The sequence below is a fragment of the Staphylococcus sp. AtHG25 genome, assembly GCF_003217445.1.
Classification (GTDB): domain Bacteria; phylum Bacillota; class Bacilli; order Staphylococcales; family Staphylococcaceae; genus Staphylococcus; species Staphylococcus haemolyticus.
Genome location: NZ_QJSN01000001.1, coordinates 1 through 16,547, shown reverse-complemented (window position 1 = coordinate 16,547; position 16,547 = coordinate 1). Strand labels below are relative to the sequence as shown.

At 33.8% G+C, this 16,547-nt stretch carries 11 protein-coding genes, 4 pseudogenes and 1 riboswitch; of the genes and pseudogenes, 11 read left to right on the top strand and 4 right to left on the bottom strand.

The window, feature by feature from the left end:
* Window positions 1–21 precede the first annotated feature (21 nt).
* From BDW31_RS12595 to BDW31_RS00060, 4 genes and pseudogenes are all read right to left on the bottom strand, one after another.
* A pseudogene (locus BDW31_RS12595) lies at window positions 22–829 on the bottom strand (DMT family transporter).
* Between the two features lie 392 nt (window positions 830–1,221).
* On the bottom strand, window positions 1,222–1,458 hold the full coding sequence (locus BDW31_RS00070; RefSeq protein ID WP_053024548.1) for a DUF896 domain-containing protein: 237 nt from the start codon (window positions 1,456–1,458) through the stop codon (window positions 1,222–1,224).
* A gap of 12 nt (window positions 1,459–1,470) precedes the next feature.
* Entirely contained in the window at window positions 1,471–2,415 is a 945-nt protein-coding gene (locus tag BDW31_RS00065; RefSeq protein ID WP_053024547.1) for an LLM class oxidoreductase, read from the bottom strand.
* A 208-nt stretch (window positions 2,416–2,623) separates the two neighbouring features.
* Complete coding sequence (locus tag BDW31_RS00060) at window positions 2,624–3,190, bottom strand: TetR/AcrR family transcriptional regulator (protein ID WP_053024546.1); 567 nt, start codon at window positions 3,188–3,190, stop codon at window positions 2,624–2,626.
* Window positions 3,191–3,502: 312 nt separating this feature from the next.
* Here BDW31_RS00060 and BDW31_RS00055 point away from each other — a divergent pair, with 312 nt between their 5' ends.
* The 11 genes and pseudogenes from BDW31_RS00055 to BDW31_RS00005 all read left to right on the top strand — a co-directional run bounded on the left by BDW31_RS00055 (window position 3,503) and on the right by BDW31_RS00005 (window position 16,348).
* Window positions 3,503–4,066 (top strand): M23 family metallopeptidase, encoded by a 564-nt coding sequence (locus tag BDW31_RS00055; RefSeq protein WP_053024545.1) that lies wholly within the window; start codon window positions 3,503–3,505, stop codon window positions 4,064–4,066.
* A 309-nt stretch (window positions 4,067–4,375) separates the two neighbouring features.
* Window positions 4,376–5,434, top strand: a complete 1,059-nt coding sequence (locus tag BDW31_RS00050; protein ID WP_053024544.1) for a PTS sugar transporter subunit IIC — start codon at window positions 4,376–4,378, stop codon at window positions 5,432–5,434.
* Window positions 5,435–5,590: 156 nt separating this feature from the next.
* On the top strand, window positions 5,591–7,015 hold the full coding sequence (locus BDW31_RS00045; RefSeq protein ID WP_053024543.1) for a phosphate--AMP phosphotransferase: 1,425 nt from the start codon (window positions 5,591–5,593) through the stop codon (window positions 7,013–7,015).
* A 452-nt stretch (window positions 7,016–7,467) separates the two neighbouring features.
* A complete protein-coding gene (locus BDW31_RS00040; RefSeq protein ID WP_110708883.1) occupies window positions 7,468–8,196 on the top strand; it encodes an aggregation-promoting factor C-terminal-like domain-containing protein in 729 nt (242 codons plus the stop codon).
* A gap of 447 nt (window positions 8,197–8,643) precedes the next feature.
* Entirely contained in the window at window positions 8,644–8,829 is a 186-nt protein-coding gene (locus tag BDW31_RS12590; RefSeq protein ID WP_245154752.1) for a glycosyl-4,4'-diaponeurosporenoate acyltransferase CrtO family protein, read from the top strand.
* Between the two features lie 20 nt (window positions 8,830–8,849).
* Window positions 8,850–10,357: pseudogene (locus BDW31_RS00030) on the top strand (phytoene desaturase family protein).
* A 13-nt stretch (window positions 10,358–10,370) separates the two neighbouring features.
* Window positions 10,371–11,498 (top strand): annotated as a pseudogene (locus BDW31_RS00025) (glycosyltransferase family 2 protein).
* A gap of 20 nt (window positions 11,499–11,518) precedes the next feature.
* Window positions 11,519–12,376 carry a phytoene/squalene synthase family protein gene (locus BDW31_RS00020; protein ID WP_053024541.1) on the top strand — a complete coding sequence of 286 codons (858 nt, stop codon included), beginning with the start codon at window positions 11,519–11,521 and terminating at the stop codon, window positions 12,374–12,376.
* Window positions 12,377–12,385: 9 nt separating this feature from the next.
* Window positions 12,386–13,890 (top strand): annotated as a pseudogene (locus tag BDW31_RS00015) (phytoene desaturase family protein).
* Window positions 13,891–13,969: 79 nt separating this feature from the next.
* Window positions 13,970–14,077: riboswitch (SAM riboswitch) on the top strand.
* 79 nt (window positions 14,078–14,156) lie between these two features.
* Window positions 14,157–15,317, top strand: coding sequence for an aminotransferase class I/II-fold pyridoxal phosphate-dependent enzyme (locus BDW31_RS00010; protein ID WP_053024540.1), 1,161 nt, complete (start codon window positions 14,157–14,159; stop codon window positions 15,315–15,317).
* A 32-nt stretch (window positions 15,318–15,349) separates the two neighbouring features.
* Window positions 15,350–16,348: a D-lactate dehydrogenase gene (locus BDW31_RS00005; protein WP_053024539.1), complete on the top strand. Its 999-nt coding sequence runs from the start codon at window positions 15,350–15,352 to the stop codon at window positions 16,346–16,348.
* Window positions 16,349–16,547: the final 199 nt, after the last annotated feature.

The window sequence follows — 16,547 nt, the reverse complement described above, 5'->3', positions numbered from 1 at the left end:
TACCCGTGCCGCTCAAGCTTATTAATCTTCTTTAATTGTTTTTAATAATTGTTTGCCATTATCATAGAACATTTTCTCAAGTTCATGATGTGATAATAAATCAGTTCTTTCAAGTTCATCAGCTAACATCGTAACAACTTGATCGGTTGTATAAGGTGCATCTGAACCATATATAATTTTATCCATGTCTACACATTGAGTAATATTTGGAAGCTGATAAGGTAGGGCTTTTCCAGCTAAATCAAAGTATAACTCTTTCATAAGCAACAAAGTAGAAGTCGCCCGATTGTATAGTAAGATGGTTTTAGAATCAATGTCTTTGACGGTCTTTTTAGCTAATATATTCGTTAGCGCAAAAAAGAATGTATAAGATAGGGCGACAATTACACCTAATATACTGTTAAAATCACCTGAAAAATGAGTAATCAAGAATGTACCTATAACAGCAAAAATTATAGGAAGGGTATCGTTTTTGCACAACGTTTCATTTAGCAAGAGCACTGAAAGAAACAACGCAAATATAATATAAAATCTTCCTAATAATCCAACACTAACTGGATCTAACAAACTTAAACTTACATATTGGAGTAAAATACCTATTGTATTAGTAATAACTAAGAACCATATAAATTTGTTATGATAGATTTTTATTTTACTTTTATCGAGTAATACAGTTATTAATAATATTAAAGTTGAAAACAAAGCATTAAAAAAACTTGCTTGAATAGCTGATAAATCAGTGAGTGAAAGTTTGTTGAATATTGGGGGTTAAAGACATGATTGCTACGGAAATAATATTAAATAAATACCCTTTTTTAACCTTATTCATGGTATGCCCTTTCTTAGTTGTTTTATATATTATTATATATTTATTTTATATAATATCATTATTATTATCGTGATAAGTTAGGATGTTTGATTCTATACCTGAATGCATCGTATAAATAAACATTTGTGGCTTGAATTATTCTACGATAGACTATGAAATATATTTGTTGAGCGGCATAGAGAATCAGTCGCATAAACGAACATAAGTGAGCAATCACTTCATTAAGTAGTTTTAATTATTAAAATCAAAGAACTACTTTATAGTTTCCCTAGGAAAGGGTTTCAACAAAATGAGCTGTGATCAACTAAGAATTTTACTCAAAAATATGGACATAAAAAAGCTGCCCTCAAAGTTGGAACTTTAAGGGCAGCCTAAGTCTTGATAATATGCTTTTAATTTTCTTGAATGTTGCTGTATTCTTCTCTTAAGTCATACACTTTATCAGGTGTAACGTCTTGGCCAAGTGGGTCTAAAACTTTCATCGTTGAGAAAGTATGAAGTACTTGACCTCTAATCATACCTAAATATTCTTGTCTTAATTGATGTTGTTCTTGTTTTTCTTCAACACTCAAACTTTCAACTTTTTCTTTATTTGCTAATTGATTAATTCTATCTAATAATTCTCTCATTATTTATTCCTCCTAATTTGTATGAGCTGGGAAGTGGGGAACAATGTGCACACCAACTTCTTCTATTAATGTTTCGATATCACGATCATCGTTTGTAAATCTTAAGATAATATGATTTGTATTAATTGATTCATAAGCTTTTAATATTTGTAATAAATTTTTACGTCCAGTACGGAAACCACCTTTAATCGGTTTTACGGTTTCATTTGTATTTTGAGATAAATCAATCATTAGAATATTCATAAACGGTTTAAATCGGTCGGTACCACTGTGCCAAGCTTCTACTAATTTCTTTTGATCTTGAAAAGGTTGTGCGTAAAATAGCCAACCATCCATATTTTCTTGAAGCCAAGCCATTGATTGTTTTGAATATCCGGTACCAAACATTGGAATTGAATGGTGTTTTGGCAATACTTGTAACCCTGAATCTTCATATAATTCGAAAATTGAATTTGAGATTTTGGGAGAATGTGATTGCCACAGTTCTCTTAGTGAGTGAATGGTTGTTTGATAACGTTCTGTTAATTCATTTTCGTCTACTTTAAATGCAGGGAATTCAAAAGAGCGATCACCGATAGCCATACCGAGTAATAAACGTTGATTGGAAATGAGATCAAGTGAGGCAGCTGATTTAGCTAGATGAATGGGATGTCGTAAGGTTGCTACGGTACTACCAGTACCCAGTGCAATCTTTGAGGTAAAGGCACTCAGATAAGTTAAAAAGACGAATGGATCATAATTCGTAGTAACGTTGCCTAAATGAGGACTATACAATGGATTATCTCTCACAGACAAACTTGTAAATCCCAAAGACTCTGCCTTTTGAGCGAGTCTCAATTGCTCATCAAAATCAATATTGTTTTGTTGTTTATTATCAAATGGTATGGATAAACCTAGCGTCAATTTATTATTTTTAAACGTACGTTTAAATCCCTCGTGTTCATCAATATCTGACATGTCCTTACCTCCTAACTTCATTTAATATTTATACAACACTTATTATCTAACTAACACATGTTGTATAAATGTAATATACGCCCCATTTAAATAATATGCAACATACATGCTTATGAAATTTGTTGCTTAGACAACAATGCTCAGTATTTGTTGATTAGATTAGCTTTTTCCATAAAAAAACCTCTAAGGCAACGCCTTAAAGGTTTAATTACAAGTGTGTGATGTGATGAATTAAGAAAGGTAAATTTTTATCTATAAAAGCTTCTGCTGTAAGCGAACCGGTATCGAGCCAATGTCTAGCGAGACCACATAATCCTGAAGCTAGAAAACTAGCACTATTAACGAGAACGTCAATATCCTGTTCAGGGTAGCTATTACGAAGCATAATGGTAAAAATATCTTCTAATTCATTATTAATACGTTGATGAGCTTGGTTACAAAACGTTTCACTATTCATCTTGCAAGAGTCTTGCACTTCAACCATATAATTAGCAATAGAAATAAATAGGTTTGATATGACAGTTTCATTAATAATATCTGATACGGATAATGTATTATTTAAATCTTTCAAAATTGTTTCGGATAAAGTGTAATTGAGAATATCATATTTATCTGTAAAATGTGCGTAGAAAGTAGCACGGTTGACCGTGGCACGTTCAGTAATATCTTTAACAGTGATTTGTGACATCTTTTTCTCTCGGGAAACCTCTTGAAACGCTTCTACCAGCAGCTTCTTTGTTCTGATAATACGAGGATCCACTTTAGTCGTAGTCAATATAGGCACCTCCCTTGTTGACCTATAGCTTACATTAAATTATCTGTCGAAGTGAGATGGTTGTCAAAGTTCACGCTTACAATGATATGTAACTATCAACCTAAACTGTGGAGTAGTCAAACTTCAATTTCCTAATAAAATTTTTAATTTAATTATGGTTAAAATTAATTATGAGATGAGTTTCTACTATTATAATAGTCAATTTTGTTTATTATCTAGTCAATTAGTCTGATTATAAGCAAAGTATACACTTTCTTGTCGTGATGTTTGATAATATACAGAATAATAATGAATTAAAAAGGAGAGCGATGTTTGAAACAATTTATCAAAATAGTTATGACTATACTGATATGTGTAGGTATCGGTGTTTCCGTAACATATTTAATTCGTGAAATTGATATGCAACCATCTCAAATGTCTTTTAATGATGATAATCAATATGGTGATTGGAATAGTGATGGACGTTTGACGCATGGTTATGGCACATATAATCATGGTTTAGAGTTTGAAGGTAATGACAAACATTATGGTAATGATTATGACTTACCTGAAGATACGAAAGTGTTAGCAGCGACAGATGGTGTTGTCACAAGAATATTTGAAGATGATTTAGGAGGGAAAGTGATACAAATCTCTGAAGATAATGGCCGATATCAACAATGGTATATGCATTTAAATGATTTCAAGGTAACTCAAGGTCAACAAGTTAAAGCCGGAGATGTGATTGCTTTATCCGGTAATACAGGTGAACAGACAACTGGCTCGCATTTACATTTTCAAAGAATGAAGGATGGCATAGGCAATGATTATGCCGAAGATCCACAATCATTTATTGATCAACTACCAGAAAATGAAAAGAGTTTATTTAATATCTGATATGAAAAACAAAATAGATAGTATTAAAAATCTGAAGCCTGAGTCATGTTTCAGATTTTTTAACATCAAAAATTCATACCTATTAACCAAGAAGTAAATTTTGGAATCCAATCATTATCGTTAAATGTTACTTTTTTGAGAAAAAATAAAAATAATATTCTGAAAATTTAGAATTTATGATATAGTAAAATCTATCATTACTTATTCAAATGATTGACGTGAGTAGTTGTTTACATGTGGCATCAATCATCAGTAAGTAGGCTGATCAACATATTAAGTGTGCAGATTAAACAATAGGAGGTTTTTTATATGACATCAACACTTAGAGAAATAGGCGTTAAAGATTTTACATTTAGAGTGCTATCGGGCGTAGCCATTGGTATCGTTGTTGGATTAGTACCTAATGCTATTTTGGGAGAAATCTTTAAAGCGTTCATGCATCACCACCCATTTTTTGGAACATTGTTACATGTCGTACAAGCAATGCAATTTACAGTACCTGCTTTAATAGGAGCGCTTATTGCTTTGAAATTTGATATGACACCATTAGCAATTGCAGTTGTTGCTTGTGCATCTTATGTAGGAAGCGGGGCTGCACAATTTAAGAATGGTGCCTGGGTAATTGCCGGCATCGGAGACTTGATTAATACGATGATTACTGCAACGATTGCTGTATTATTTATTTTATTAATTGAAAAACGTGTCGGTAGCATGGCACTGATTGTGTATCCAACTATCGTAGGTGGTTTATCCGCTACAATTGGTGTACTTATATTGCCATACGTACATATGATTACAACTGGCATTGGTAATATGGTTAATAGCTTCACAGAACTACAACCTGTATTGATGTGTATGCTTATTTCTATGGTCTTTAGTTTTATTATTATTTCACCATTATCAACTGTTGCGATAGCTATTGCTATAGGGATTACAGGTCTGGCAGCAGGTTCAGCATCTATTGGTATTTCAGCTACTGAAGCAGTATTACTTATTGGGACAAGCAAAGTGAACCGAGTTGCAGTACCAATTTCTATATTCTTCGGCGGTGTGAAAATGATGATGCCAAACATGGTGAAATATCCAATTATAATGTTACCAATTCTTATAACTGCTGGAATTTCAGGAATTGCAGGTAGCTTGATTGGTATTGCGGGAACTAAAGAGTCTGCAGGATTTGGTTTCATTGGGATGATTGGACCAATTAGCGCTTTTAAATTCTTACATGTAGATTCTGCAATATTAAGTATCTTACTCATTATTTTGGGATTCTTTGTTGTACCATTAGTGACTGCATTCATTTTAGATATTATTTTCCGAAAAGTATTACATCTTTATACAAACGACATATATAAATTTATGGGTTAACCATTTGTTAAATAGGAATTGATAAAGTGTTGATTATCGCATTTTATCAATTCTTTTTTTGAAAATGAGAATACATATAGAAATTAAGATAAAATATGAAATAAATAGTGTTACAATAAAAATGAAATAATACGTTACTTAAAGGGTGAATGGTTAATGGCTAATAAAATCGAAAAATTAGCACTAAAGACAGCTGAACTTACAAGACAGACACACAAATTAGGTATTCCAATTATGATTCTATTTGAAGGTGTCCCTGCTTCTGGAAAAACACGACTTTCAAATGAATTATTACTCAATTTTGATGCCAAATATACATATTTTATTGCGACACAATCACCGCAAAAGGATGATTTGCGTTATCAGTTTTTACAAAAATATTGGAATACATTACCTAAAAAAGGTGATATCAATGTCTATTTTAGAAGCTGGTACTCTCATTATTTAGATTATCGAGAAAACGAAATTAAACACGATAGATATAAAAATTATGATGTTTTAAAAGAACAAATTACATCTTTTGAAGATATGTTAATCGAGGATGATTATGAAATCATCAAATTCTTTATTGAAATCAATGAAGATAAAAGACAAGAACATATTAAACAAACAAAAGAAAATCCACTGATGCGTTGGAAAGTTCAAGAGTATGGAAGTGTACTATCAACAGAAACGTATTTAGAAGACATGCATCAATTTATTAAACAGGATAAACAATGGAAGATTATTGACTATACAGAACGCCAAATGGCGATTGAAAAGATGTATGAACACATTATTGAACGTTTAGAACAAGCCATAGCGAAACATCATGCGAAGGATAAAGTTTATGATGGTGAATTCTCAGAGCACTTTGCTACTGAACTGTTTGATAAAGATGTAGAAAAAGTTTCTAAAGAAGAATACAAAACATTAATTACTGAACTGCAGAAACGTATGCGCGAAATACAATTTGCTTTATATGATAGAAAAATTCCGTTAATTCTTGTATTTGAAGGAATGGATGCAGCAGGAAAAGGTGGTAATATTAAGCGTATTAGAGAAAAGCTTGATCCTACTGGTTATGAAGTTAATGGCATCAGCGCACCTACAGATGTTGAATTGAAACATCATTATTTATGGCGCTTTGCAAAGGATATGCCAAGAAGCGGTCATATCGAATTGTTTGATAGAAGTTGGTATGGACGTGTATTAGTAGAGCGAATTGAAGGATTTGCAACAATGAATGAATGGCAACGAGCCTATGATGAGATCAACGCATTTGAAAAGATGTGGACCGATGAAGGTGCGATCATCCTAAAATTCTTCCTGACATTAGATAAAGACGAACAGCTTAAACGTTTTAAAGATCGTCAAAATAATGTAGATAAACAATGGAAAATCACTGATGAAGATTGGCGTAATCGTGACAAGTGGGATTTGTACGTTGAAGCCAGCCACGACATGGTTAAAAAAACAAATACAACACATGCACCATGGCTAGTCGTACCAGCAGATCATAAGAAAACATCAAGAATAGAAATAATGAAGTATATTATTCGTAAATGCGAAAAAGTATTATGGGGCGTCAAGGATTATTAATTTATAAGACTATACTGTAATGAGTTGATTAATAAACCAAGAAACGGTTAATGATAGAGTCGTTTCTTGGTTTTTCTATGTTATATAAATAAATTGAATATATTCTAAGTTGTTAGAAATATTACGGTATTGTAACAAAACGGCAATTTGTAATATTACAGAATATGTAAAATTGTTGTAAATTTCTTAAAAGAGTATTGTAAAACCTCATTTCATAATGAAATTTTAAACGATTTGTTCAAAAAATAATATTACAGAATGAAATATAAATATTTCAATGTTACAGAATAAGTCGTTCATTGTAATTTTTTGTAAGATAAGCGTAATACTATTGGCGTTTTTTTATGATATAGTACTTATTGTCAAAAGTTAAACACAGAGCAAAACACAATAACTTAAGAATTTAACAAAACGAAAATATAAACTAAATTTTTTTGGAGGAATTTTTTATTATGAAAAAAACAGTAATCGCGTCGTCATTAGCAGTAGCTTTAGGAGTAACAGGTTATGCATTAACTACAGATAACAGTGCACATGCATCTGAATCAACTACAAACTATGCACAATTAGCTAACTTAGCTCAAAACAACCCATCTGAATTAAATGCTCACCCAGTACAAGCTGGTGCATACAACATCACATTCGTTAAAGATGGTTTCAAATACAACTTCACTTCAGACGGTCAATCTTGGTCTTGGAATTACACTTACGTTGGTGGAGCTGACACAGTAGCAACTACACAAGCTGCTCCAGCTGCTCAATCAACTGACTACTCAGCTTCTTACAGCAATGAAGCTTCAACTCAATCAGTAAGCTCAAACCAACAAGCAAGCAACACTAACGTTGAAGCAGTATCTGCACCAAAAACTACTTCATACTCAGCTTCAACTTCATCATCAGCTTCAACTTCATCATCAGCTTCAACTGGTGGATCAGTTAAAGCTCAATTCTTAGCTAATGGTGGTACTGAAGCTGCTTGGAACGCAATCGTAATGCCTGAATCAGGTGGTAATCCTAACGCAGTTAACCCAGCTGGTTACAGAGGTTTAGGTCAAACTATGGAATCATGGGGTACTGGTTCAGTAGCTTCACAAACTAAAGGTATGATTAACTATGCTAATAGCCGTTACGGTTCATTAGATGCAGCAATTGCATTCCGTGCTAACAACGGTTGGTGGTAGGATTTACTAAGGTAACTGGATAGTACATTGAGTTATCACGAAAGAGGTCGACTTTAAGGTCGGCCTCTTTTTTTGTGTTTTAATAGACACTGTAGCTTAACGTTTACCGACCGCGATTATAGGGAAGATACTAAGACAATATACAAATTGAAAGTGTTGAATATCAATGACATTAAGAAAAGTATTAAAACTAGGTTTAATACATAGTGTGTTCTGGACAACTGTACAATTATCGCTATCTAATATCATGTTACGATACCCGTCCTCTTTATTTGTGAGATATGAATCAGTTTTTAAAATAAGGTCGTGGGAAAAGAGAGGCGCTTTATGGAATAAACTATTTCGTATTAATAAATGGAAACATTACATTCCAGAAGCAGCTCAATTCAATTACCGTATCTATATAAAAGGCGACTGGCTTCATTTAAATTGGAAGATATACATTTTATGATTTTAGAAATGCGCCGTGCAGAACTTGTTCATTGGTTATCAATGATACCGATTGTTGTTTTTATCAAAGCGCCTAAATATATACTATTCATTGATGTGTGTTATATGATTTCGGCAAATTTACCGATCATACTCACGCAACGATACAATCGTCCTAGGTTAGAACATTACTATCAACTATGAATGAAAAGAGATGAACGTACATGTCTCAAAAGAAAATCACCATTATAGGTGGAGGACTAGGTGGGATATCAGCTGCTATTCATCTTGCTCAAAGTGGCTTTGATGTCTCGCTTTATGAGAAGAATAGCCACATTGGTGGGAAAGTAAATCGTATAGAGACAGAGGGATTCGGTTTTGATTTAGGTCCATCTATATTAACGATGCCATACATATTTGAAAACTTGTTTAACTATAGTGATAAGCAAATGAAAGACTATGTTACTATTGAACGATTACCTTTGCAATGGCGTAGTTTCTTCACTAATGGTAAAGTTATAGATTTATATGAAGACTTGTCTCAAATGTTAAATGCCAATACCTATCTTACCAATGACGATATTCAGCAACTTCATCAATTTTTAAATCATGAAGAAAAAATACATCGTTTTACGGAAAATGGCTACTTTGCACTAGGGCTTGATACAGTTTCTGAAATTATTAAATGCCAGGGACCATTGCGTTCACTTAAAGGTGTGGATTACTTCTCAACAATGTAACAAGCTATTAATCGTTATGTTGAGAAGCAAGAATTAAGAGATATGCTTGGCTACTTTATAAAGTATGTTGGCTCTTCTTCTTATGATGCACCAGCAGTACTTTCGCTTTTAATTCACATGCAATATGAACAAGGATTATGGTACGTTAAAGGTGGTATTCATAAACTTGCACGTGCATTGGAACAATTAGCGATTGAAGAGGGCGTAACCATTCATACCGTATGGATATACATAGTATTGATACGTATTTTAATCATGTTACAGGCGTTAGATTAGATGATGGTTTACATGTGAGTGCAGATTACATTGTTTCTAATAGAGAAGTGAGACCTACGTATCGTGACTTACTGCACTTTTTAAATAAAAAAATAGCGCAATTAGAGAAAGTTTATGAACCTGCAGCATCTGGCTTTGTGATGCATTTAGGAGTAGACAAATTATACCCTCAATTGGCACATCATAATTTCCTATTCTCAAATGATTCTAAGCGTAATTATCGAGAAGTGTTTCATGACAAAGTATTGCCACAAGACCCAACGATTTATCTTGTTAATTCAAATAAATCGGATGCATCTCAAGCGCTAGAAGGACATGAAAATTTAAAAGTATTACCACATATTCCGTACATTCAAGACGAACCGTTTACAGAGGAACAATATCGTGACTTCCGAGAGCGTGTTTTGGATAAATTAGAGCAAATGGGGCTTACAGATTTGCGTCAACATATTATATATGAAGATATTTGGACGCCACATGATATTGAACAGACGTATGTTTCTAATAAAGGTGCCATTTATGGTGTAGTCGCAGATAAGAAGAAAAATAAAGGATTCAAGTTTCCTAAGCATAGTCAATACTTTGATAACTTATTCTTAGTAGGAGGATCAGTTAATCCTGGTGGTGGTATGCCGATGGTGACATTAAGCGGACAACAAGTAGCTGATAAAATTAATGTACTTGAAAGTAAAGTTACTAATGCTTCAAGAGATTAGAGGTAATGCAACTATGACTAAATTGGAGTCACTTCTTCATGCAAGTACAGGTCTATCATTAGTCAGTGGTTATTTAATGTATAATCGTCGTCATTTACTTTCTTTTAATAGGAAACATAAGGGCGAAACAGCACAATCAATAAGTGTGATTATACCAGCGCGCAACGAGGAAATGAGATTATCCAAATTATTAAAAAGTTTGTCTCGGCAATCAATACGAGTTGAATATATAGTCATGGACGATGATTCAAATGATGGAACAGCTGAGATAGCACGAGAGATGGGCGCGAAAGTGTATAATGTGACGTATGACAACAATAGTAATACCTGGGGTGGTAAGTAATATGCATGTTATCTAGGTGCTTCTTATACAGCGTCAGATATTCTTATATTTATGGATGCGGACGTAGAATTGAATAATGAACACGCCCTAGAGGCAATTATTCAGTCATATGCGCGACAACAATATCGTGGATTAATGAGTATTCAAACGTATCATGTTGTTTATAAACCTTATGAACACTTATCGGCTATGTTTAATCTTATGACAGTTGTAGGTACAAATAATTTTTCAAGTTTATCTAAATCTAAAGGGGAGTCATTAGCATTTGGACCTGTTACAGTCATGAACAAATCCGATTATATCCTGACACAAGGACATAAAAATGCTACATCTCATGTTATTGAAGGATTTTCTTTAGGAAAAGCGTTTCATCGTTGCCATTTGCCAGTGACACAATTTGAAGGTCAGGGATTTGTTAGCTTTAGAATGTATGAAGCGGGATTTAAAACAATGATAGAGGGATGGATGAAACACTTAGCGGTAGGTGCTTCGTCAACACAACCTCATATCATGATATTAATTATCTTATGGATGGTGGGAAGTATCACCTCATATAGCGGATTAACATTTAGTTTATTTATGAAAACTTTGTCATTTAAGCGAATGGCGTTATCATATAGTTTATATATATTACAATTTATTCGTTTACATCGTCGAGTAGGACGTTTTTCAATTTTATTTTTATCTATCAACCCAATATTGTTTTTATTTTTTGTTTTAATTTATATAAATTCATATCGTCATATTCATTACACGAAACAGGTAAAATGGAAAGGACGACAATTTAGTATTAAATAATATTTAGCAGGGGGTTCTCCATGAGCACATTAGAAGAAAATTATCAATATTGTCATCAAATTATGAAAGATTACTCTAAGAGTTTCTCATATGCGTTTGATATGTTACCAGAACAACAACGACGAGCAATCTGGGCGATTTATGCAGTTTGTAGAATCGTTGATGATAGTATCGATGTACACCAAGACGTGGAATATCTACATAAGATTAACCGTGATGTTAAAGCTATTGAACATCAAACTACAACGATATTTGAAAGTGATGACCGCATTATGATGGCATTTGCTGATGCAGCTACACATTTCCAAATGAATTTCCAAGCCCTCTATGACTTAATTGATACGGTTGAAGCAGACCAGCATTTCGAAATGTTTGAAACAGATCGTGGTCTACTAGATTATTGTTATGGTGTTGCGGGAACTGTAGGCGTATTACTGATCCCAATACTGGCAACGCCACCGTCAGATGAAGCGTATGAGTATGGAAAGCAATTAGGTGAGGCACTTCAATTAACGAACATACTACGTGATGTTGGTGAAGATTATCGTAACGGACGTATTTACTTTAGTAAAGCGCGTTTAAGTGAATTTAATGTTTCAATTGCTGATGAAATAGGACGTGATCAACCCTCTGACAATTACATTAAAATTTGGGAATTCTACGCTACACTAGCCGATAATAACTATGACATGGTTTTAAATCATCTTAATGTATACAACGAAGAAGCTCGTATGATTATTGAGTTAGCAGCCCAAGTATATCGAGGTATATTAACCGAAGTACGTAAAGCAGATTACTCATTGAAAGGCCGTGCGTACGTTTCTAAATGGAAAAAACATAAAATCTACCGCAATTTAAAGAAAAAATATAAAGATTAGGTGAGATATATGAATATAGCAGTAGTAGGCGCTGGTGTTACCGGCTTAGCAGCTGCAGCACGATTAGCCGCTAAGGTCATCAAGTTACAATATTTGAGAAGAATGAACAAGTTGGAGGCCGTATGAGCCAATTTAAGAAAGATGGCTTTACTTTTGATATGGGACCAACCAAAGTGATGGTACCGGATGTTTATAAAGCCGTATTTGAAGAAAGTGGCAAACGTTTTGAAGATTACGTTGATATGAAGCAACTTACACATATTTTTGATATTTATTTTCTGATAAAGATAAAGTGAGTGTATCAACTGATTTATCACAACTTAGACAAACGTTAGAAGCGATAGAACCAGGTTCTACTCAAGATTTTATGCAATTTTTACCGGATGTGTATAAACGATATGAAGTGGCACGCAAATACTTCCTTGAACGAACATTACGTAAACCAAGTGAATTTTATAACCCATTGACGCTATATCGTGGATTAAAATTAAAAACATTTAATAATGCGAATCAATTAATAGATAAATTATGTATCCAATGAAAAAATAAGTAAGTTATTCGCATTTCAAACGTTATACATAGGTATTGATCCTAAACAAGAGCCTTCAATTTATTCTATTATTCCAATGAATGAAATGGTACATGGCGTTCATTATATAAAAGGCGGTATGTAAGGCTTAGCAAAAGGTTTACTACAACTTGGTCAAGACTAAGGTGTTAAAGTAGAACTTAATGCAGATGTACAAGAAATCATTATTGATCCTAAATTTAAACGTGCAGATGGTCTACGTGTTAATGGTGATATTCGACGTTTTGACAAAGTGCTATGTACTGCTGACTTTCCATGTGTGGCACAAAACTTAATGCCTGCGCACTCACCTTTAAAGAACTATTCTCCTGAAAAGGTAGATAACATAGACTATTCATGTTCAGCATTTTTAATTTATGCAGGTATTAATCGTCAATTACGTGATAAATTACATGTACATAATGTCGTATTTGCTAAAGAGTTTAGAGACAATATTGATGACATTTTTAGTGGTAAGATGCCTAATGACCCATCATTATATCTTTACTTCCCATCTGTAGAAGACGAGGCATTAGTGCCTAAAGACCAGAGAGGAATGTATGTCTTAATGCCAGTCTCTGAGTTGAAGACAGGTGAAATTGACTGGAACAATCCTAGTATGGTTGAACAAGCGAAGGATGTCATTTATAACAAATTAGAAACGATTGAGGCACTTAAAGATATACGTCAGGATATTGTATCTGAAACAATATTTACACCGCTTGATTTTGAGAGTCGTTATAATGACAAATTCGGCTCAGCATTCGTACTTATGCCAACACTTACACAAAGTAATTATTATAGACCTCCAAATGTATCGAGAGATTATAAAGACTTATACTTTGCAGGAGCAAGTACGCACCCTGGTGCAGGTGTGCCAACTGTGTTGACCAGTGCTAAAATTACTGCCGAAGCAATGTTAGAAGATATAGAACACGGAAAATAAAGTAAAACTTGCTATAAATCTGAAAATTATAAATATTGACAATACTTATTGAACTGATACAATAAATATTAATTCAATAGACTTATCCAGAGAAGTGAAGGGATTTGGCCCAATGAAACTTCAGCAACAGACTTAAAAGACAAAAGTACTGTGCTAATTCCAAAGAGGTAGGCCTCAAAGATAAGTGTCATAGTCATAACTAAGCTATATGTCACTATCAATTGAGAGTGATATATAGCTTTTTTAATTTTAAAAGGGGGTAAATAATGACAATTTCTAATAAACTAGTCAATATTCCAGATAGTTACTTTGGTAAGACAATGGGACGTAAGGTTGAGCATGGACCACTACCGTTAATTAATATGGCAGTTGGTATCCCGGATGGCGAAACGCCTAAAGGCATCGTTGATCACTTTGCTGATGCTGTTCGAATTCCTGAAAATCAAAAATATGGTGCATTTCATGGTAAGGAATCCTTTAAAGAAGCAATTGTTAATTTCTATCAACGACAATATGGCGTTGAGCTACATAAAGATGATGAAGTGTGCATACTTTATGGTACTAAAAATGGTTTAGTGGCTTTGCCTACATGTATTGTTAATCCTGGAGAAAGTGTGCTACTTCCAGACCCAGGTTATACGGATTACCTCGCTGGTGTCATGCTTGCTGATGCCAATCCAGTACCACTTAATTTGGAGCCACCACATTATTTGCCAGATTGGAGCAAAGTAGATGCACAAACATTAGCACGTACGTCACTCGTTTATTTGACTTACCCAAATAATCCTACTGGATCAACGGCTACTAAAGCAGTGTTTGATGAAGCGATTCAAAGATTTAAAGGTACACATACAAAGATCGTTCATGACTTCGCTTATAGTGCTTTTGGATTTGATGCAAAGAACCCAAGTATACTTGCTTCTAAAGATGCAAAGGAGGTAGCAATTGAAATCTTTTCATTATCTAAAGGCTATAATATGTCAGGGTTTAGAGTAGGATTCGCAGTAGGTAACAAAGACATGATACAAGCGCTGAAGAAATATCAAACACATACTAATGCTGGTATGTTTGGTGCCCTTCAAGATGCAGCAACATACGCACTTAATCACTATGATGACTTTCTAGATCAACAAAATGAAACATTCAAACGTCGTCGTGACATGTTTGAAAAGCAATTAAAAGAAGCCAATTTACCATTTGTACATTCTAAAGGTGGCATTTACTCATGGCTTCAAACACCACCAGGGTATGATAGTGAATCATTTGAACAGTATTTGTTGAAAGAACAATCGATTTTAGTGGCGCCTGGCATTCCATTTGGTGAAAATGGTCGTCATTACGTTCGTATTTCCCTAGCATTAGATGACCAAATATTAACTGAAGCGGCTAAACGATTAGCTTCTTTATCTTATTTATATAACGAGTAACAAGAAGTCACAAATAGAAAGGATGAAATTTTATGACTAAAATTAAAATAATGAGTGTACGAGATGAAGATATTCCTTACATTGAAGAGTGGGCGGAACAAAATAATGTCGAAGTAGAGTTAAATAAAGAAATATTAACAGAAGATAATGTCGATGGTGTTCAAGGATTTGATGGCTTTTCTTTATCTCAACAACACCCAATATCGGAAGATGTATTTGCCAAATTGCAACAATTTGGTATTACACATATTGCACAACGTAGTGCTGGATTTGATACTTACGACTTAAATTTAGCTACACAATATGGCATTATTATATCTAATGTACCGTCATATTCACCGAGTTCAATTGCAGAGTTTGCAGTAACACAAGCGATTAATATTGTAAGAAATCAGAACGATATTCAACGTAAACTTCGTGAATATGATTTTAGATGGGAACCTTCAATATTGTCACGTTCAATTAGTGATTTGACCGTAGCTGTTATAGGAACAGGACGTATTGGCTCGATAGCGGCAAGCATTTTTGCAAAAGGATATGGAAGCCATGTTGTTGCATATGATCCATTTCCTAATGAAAAGGTTGGGCAATATGTTGAGTATAAGGATACGTTGGAAGAAACTTTACGTGATGCAGATATTGTTACAGTTCATATTCCAGCAACGAAATATAATCCACATCTCTTCAATAGAGATTTATTTTCAAAATTTAAAAAAGGTGCCGTATTTGTAAATGCTGCTAGGGGATCAATCGTTGATACCAGAGCATTGCTTGATGCAATTGATAGTGGTCAAATTAAAGGTGCTGCATTAGATACATATGAGCATGAACGAGGTTTATTCCCTGGAGATTACCGTGATAAAGTGATTAATGATGACTTATTAGATGAATTAATTGCTAGAGAAGATATTTGGTTAACACCACATATTGCGTTTTATACTGATGCGGCAGTTAAGAATTTAATTGTTGATGCACTTGATGCAGTCATTGATGTTATTAATACAGGTACTACTAAATTAAGAGTGAATTAAAAAATGGAGTTGGGCGTGGGACAGAATTATTTGGCTCTACGTCAAATCGGACTGATGAGTCCAAATATTGAGATTAAGCAACCTTAGGTTGTTTAATCTCTTTCTTTGTTGTTGAGGCAAATAGTCGCGAAGTTATAATAATTCGATTACGCAAATTATCATAATTTCTATAACCAAAAGATACCCTTTTAATGAGTTT

Coding starts and splice junctions, on each gene's coding strand:
- BDW31_RS00070 (WP_053024548.1), bottom strand. CDS start 1,458: ATGAGAGAATTATTAGATAGAATTAATCAATTAGCAAATAAAGAAAAA.
- BDW31_RS00050 (WP_053024544.1), top strand. CDS start 4,376: ATGACATCAACACTTAGAGAAATAGGCGTTAAAGATTTTACATTTAGA.
- BDW31_RS00040 (WP_110708883.1), top strand. CDS start 7,468: ATGAAAAAAACAGTAATCGCGTCGTCATTAGCAGTAGCTTTAGGAGTA.
- BDW31_RS00065 (WP_053024547.1), bottom strand. CDS start 2,415: ATGTCAGATATTGATGAACACGAGGGATTTAAACGTACGTTTAAAAAT.
- BDW31_RS00010 (WP_053024540.1), top strand. CDS start 14,157: ATGACAATTTCTAATAAACTAGTCAATATTCCAGATAGTTACTTTGGT.
- BDW31_RS12590 (WP_245154752.1), top strand. CDS start 8,644: ATGATTTTAGAAATGCGCCGTGCAGAACTTGTTCATTGGTTATCAATG.
- BDW31_RS00020 (WP_053024541.1), top strand. CDS start 11,519: ATGAGCACATTAGAAGAAAATTATCAATATTGTCATCAAATTATGAAA.
- BDW31_RS00045 (WP_053024543.1), top strand. CDS start 5,591: ATGGCTAATAAAATCGAAAAATTAGCACTAAAGACAGCTGAACTTACA.
- BDW31_RS00005 (WP_053024539.1), top strand. CDS start 15,350: ATGACTAAAATTAAAATAATGAGTGTACGAGATGAAGATATTCCTTAC.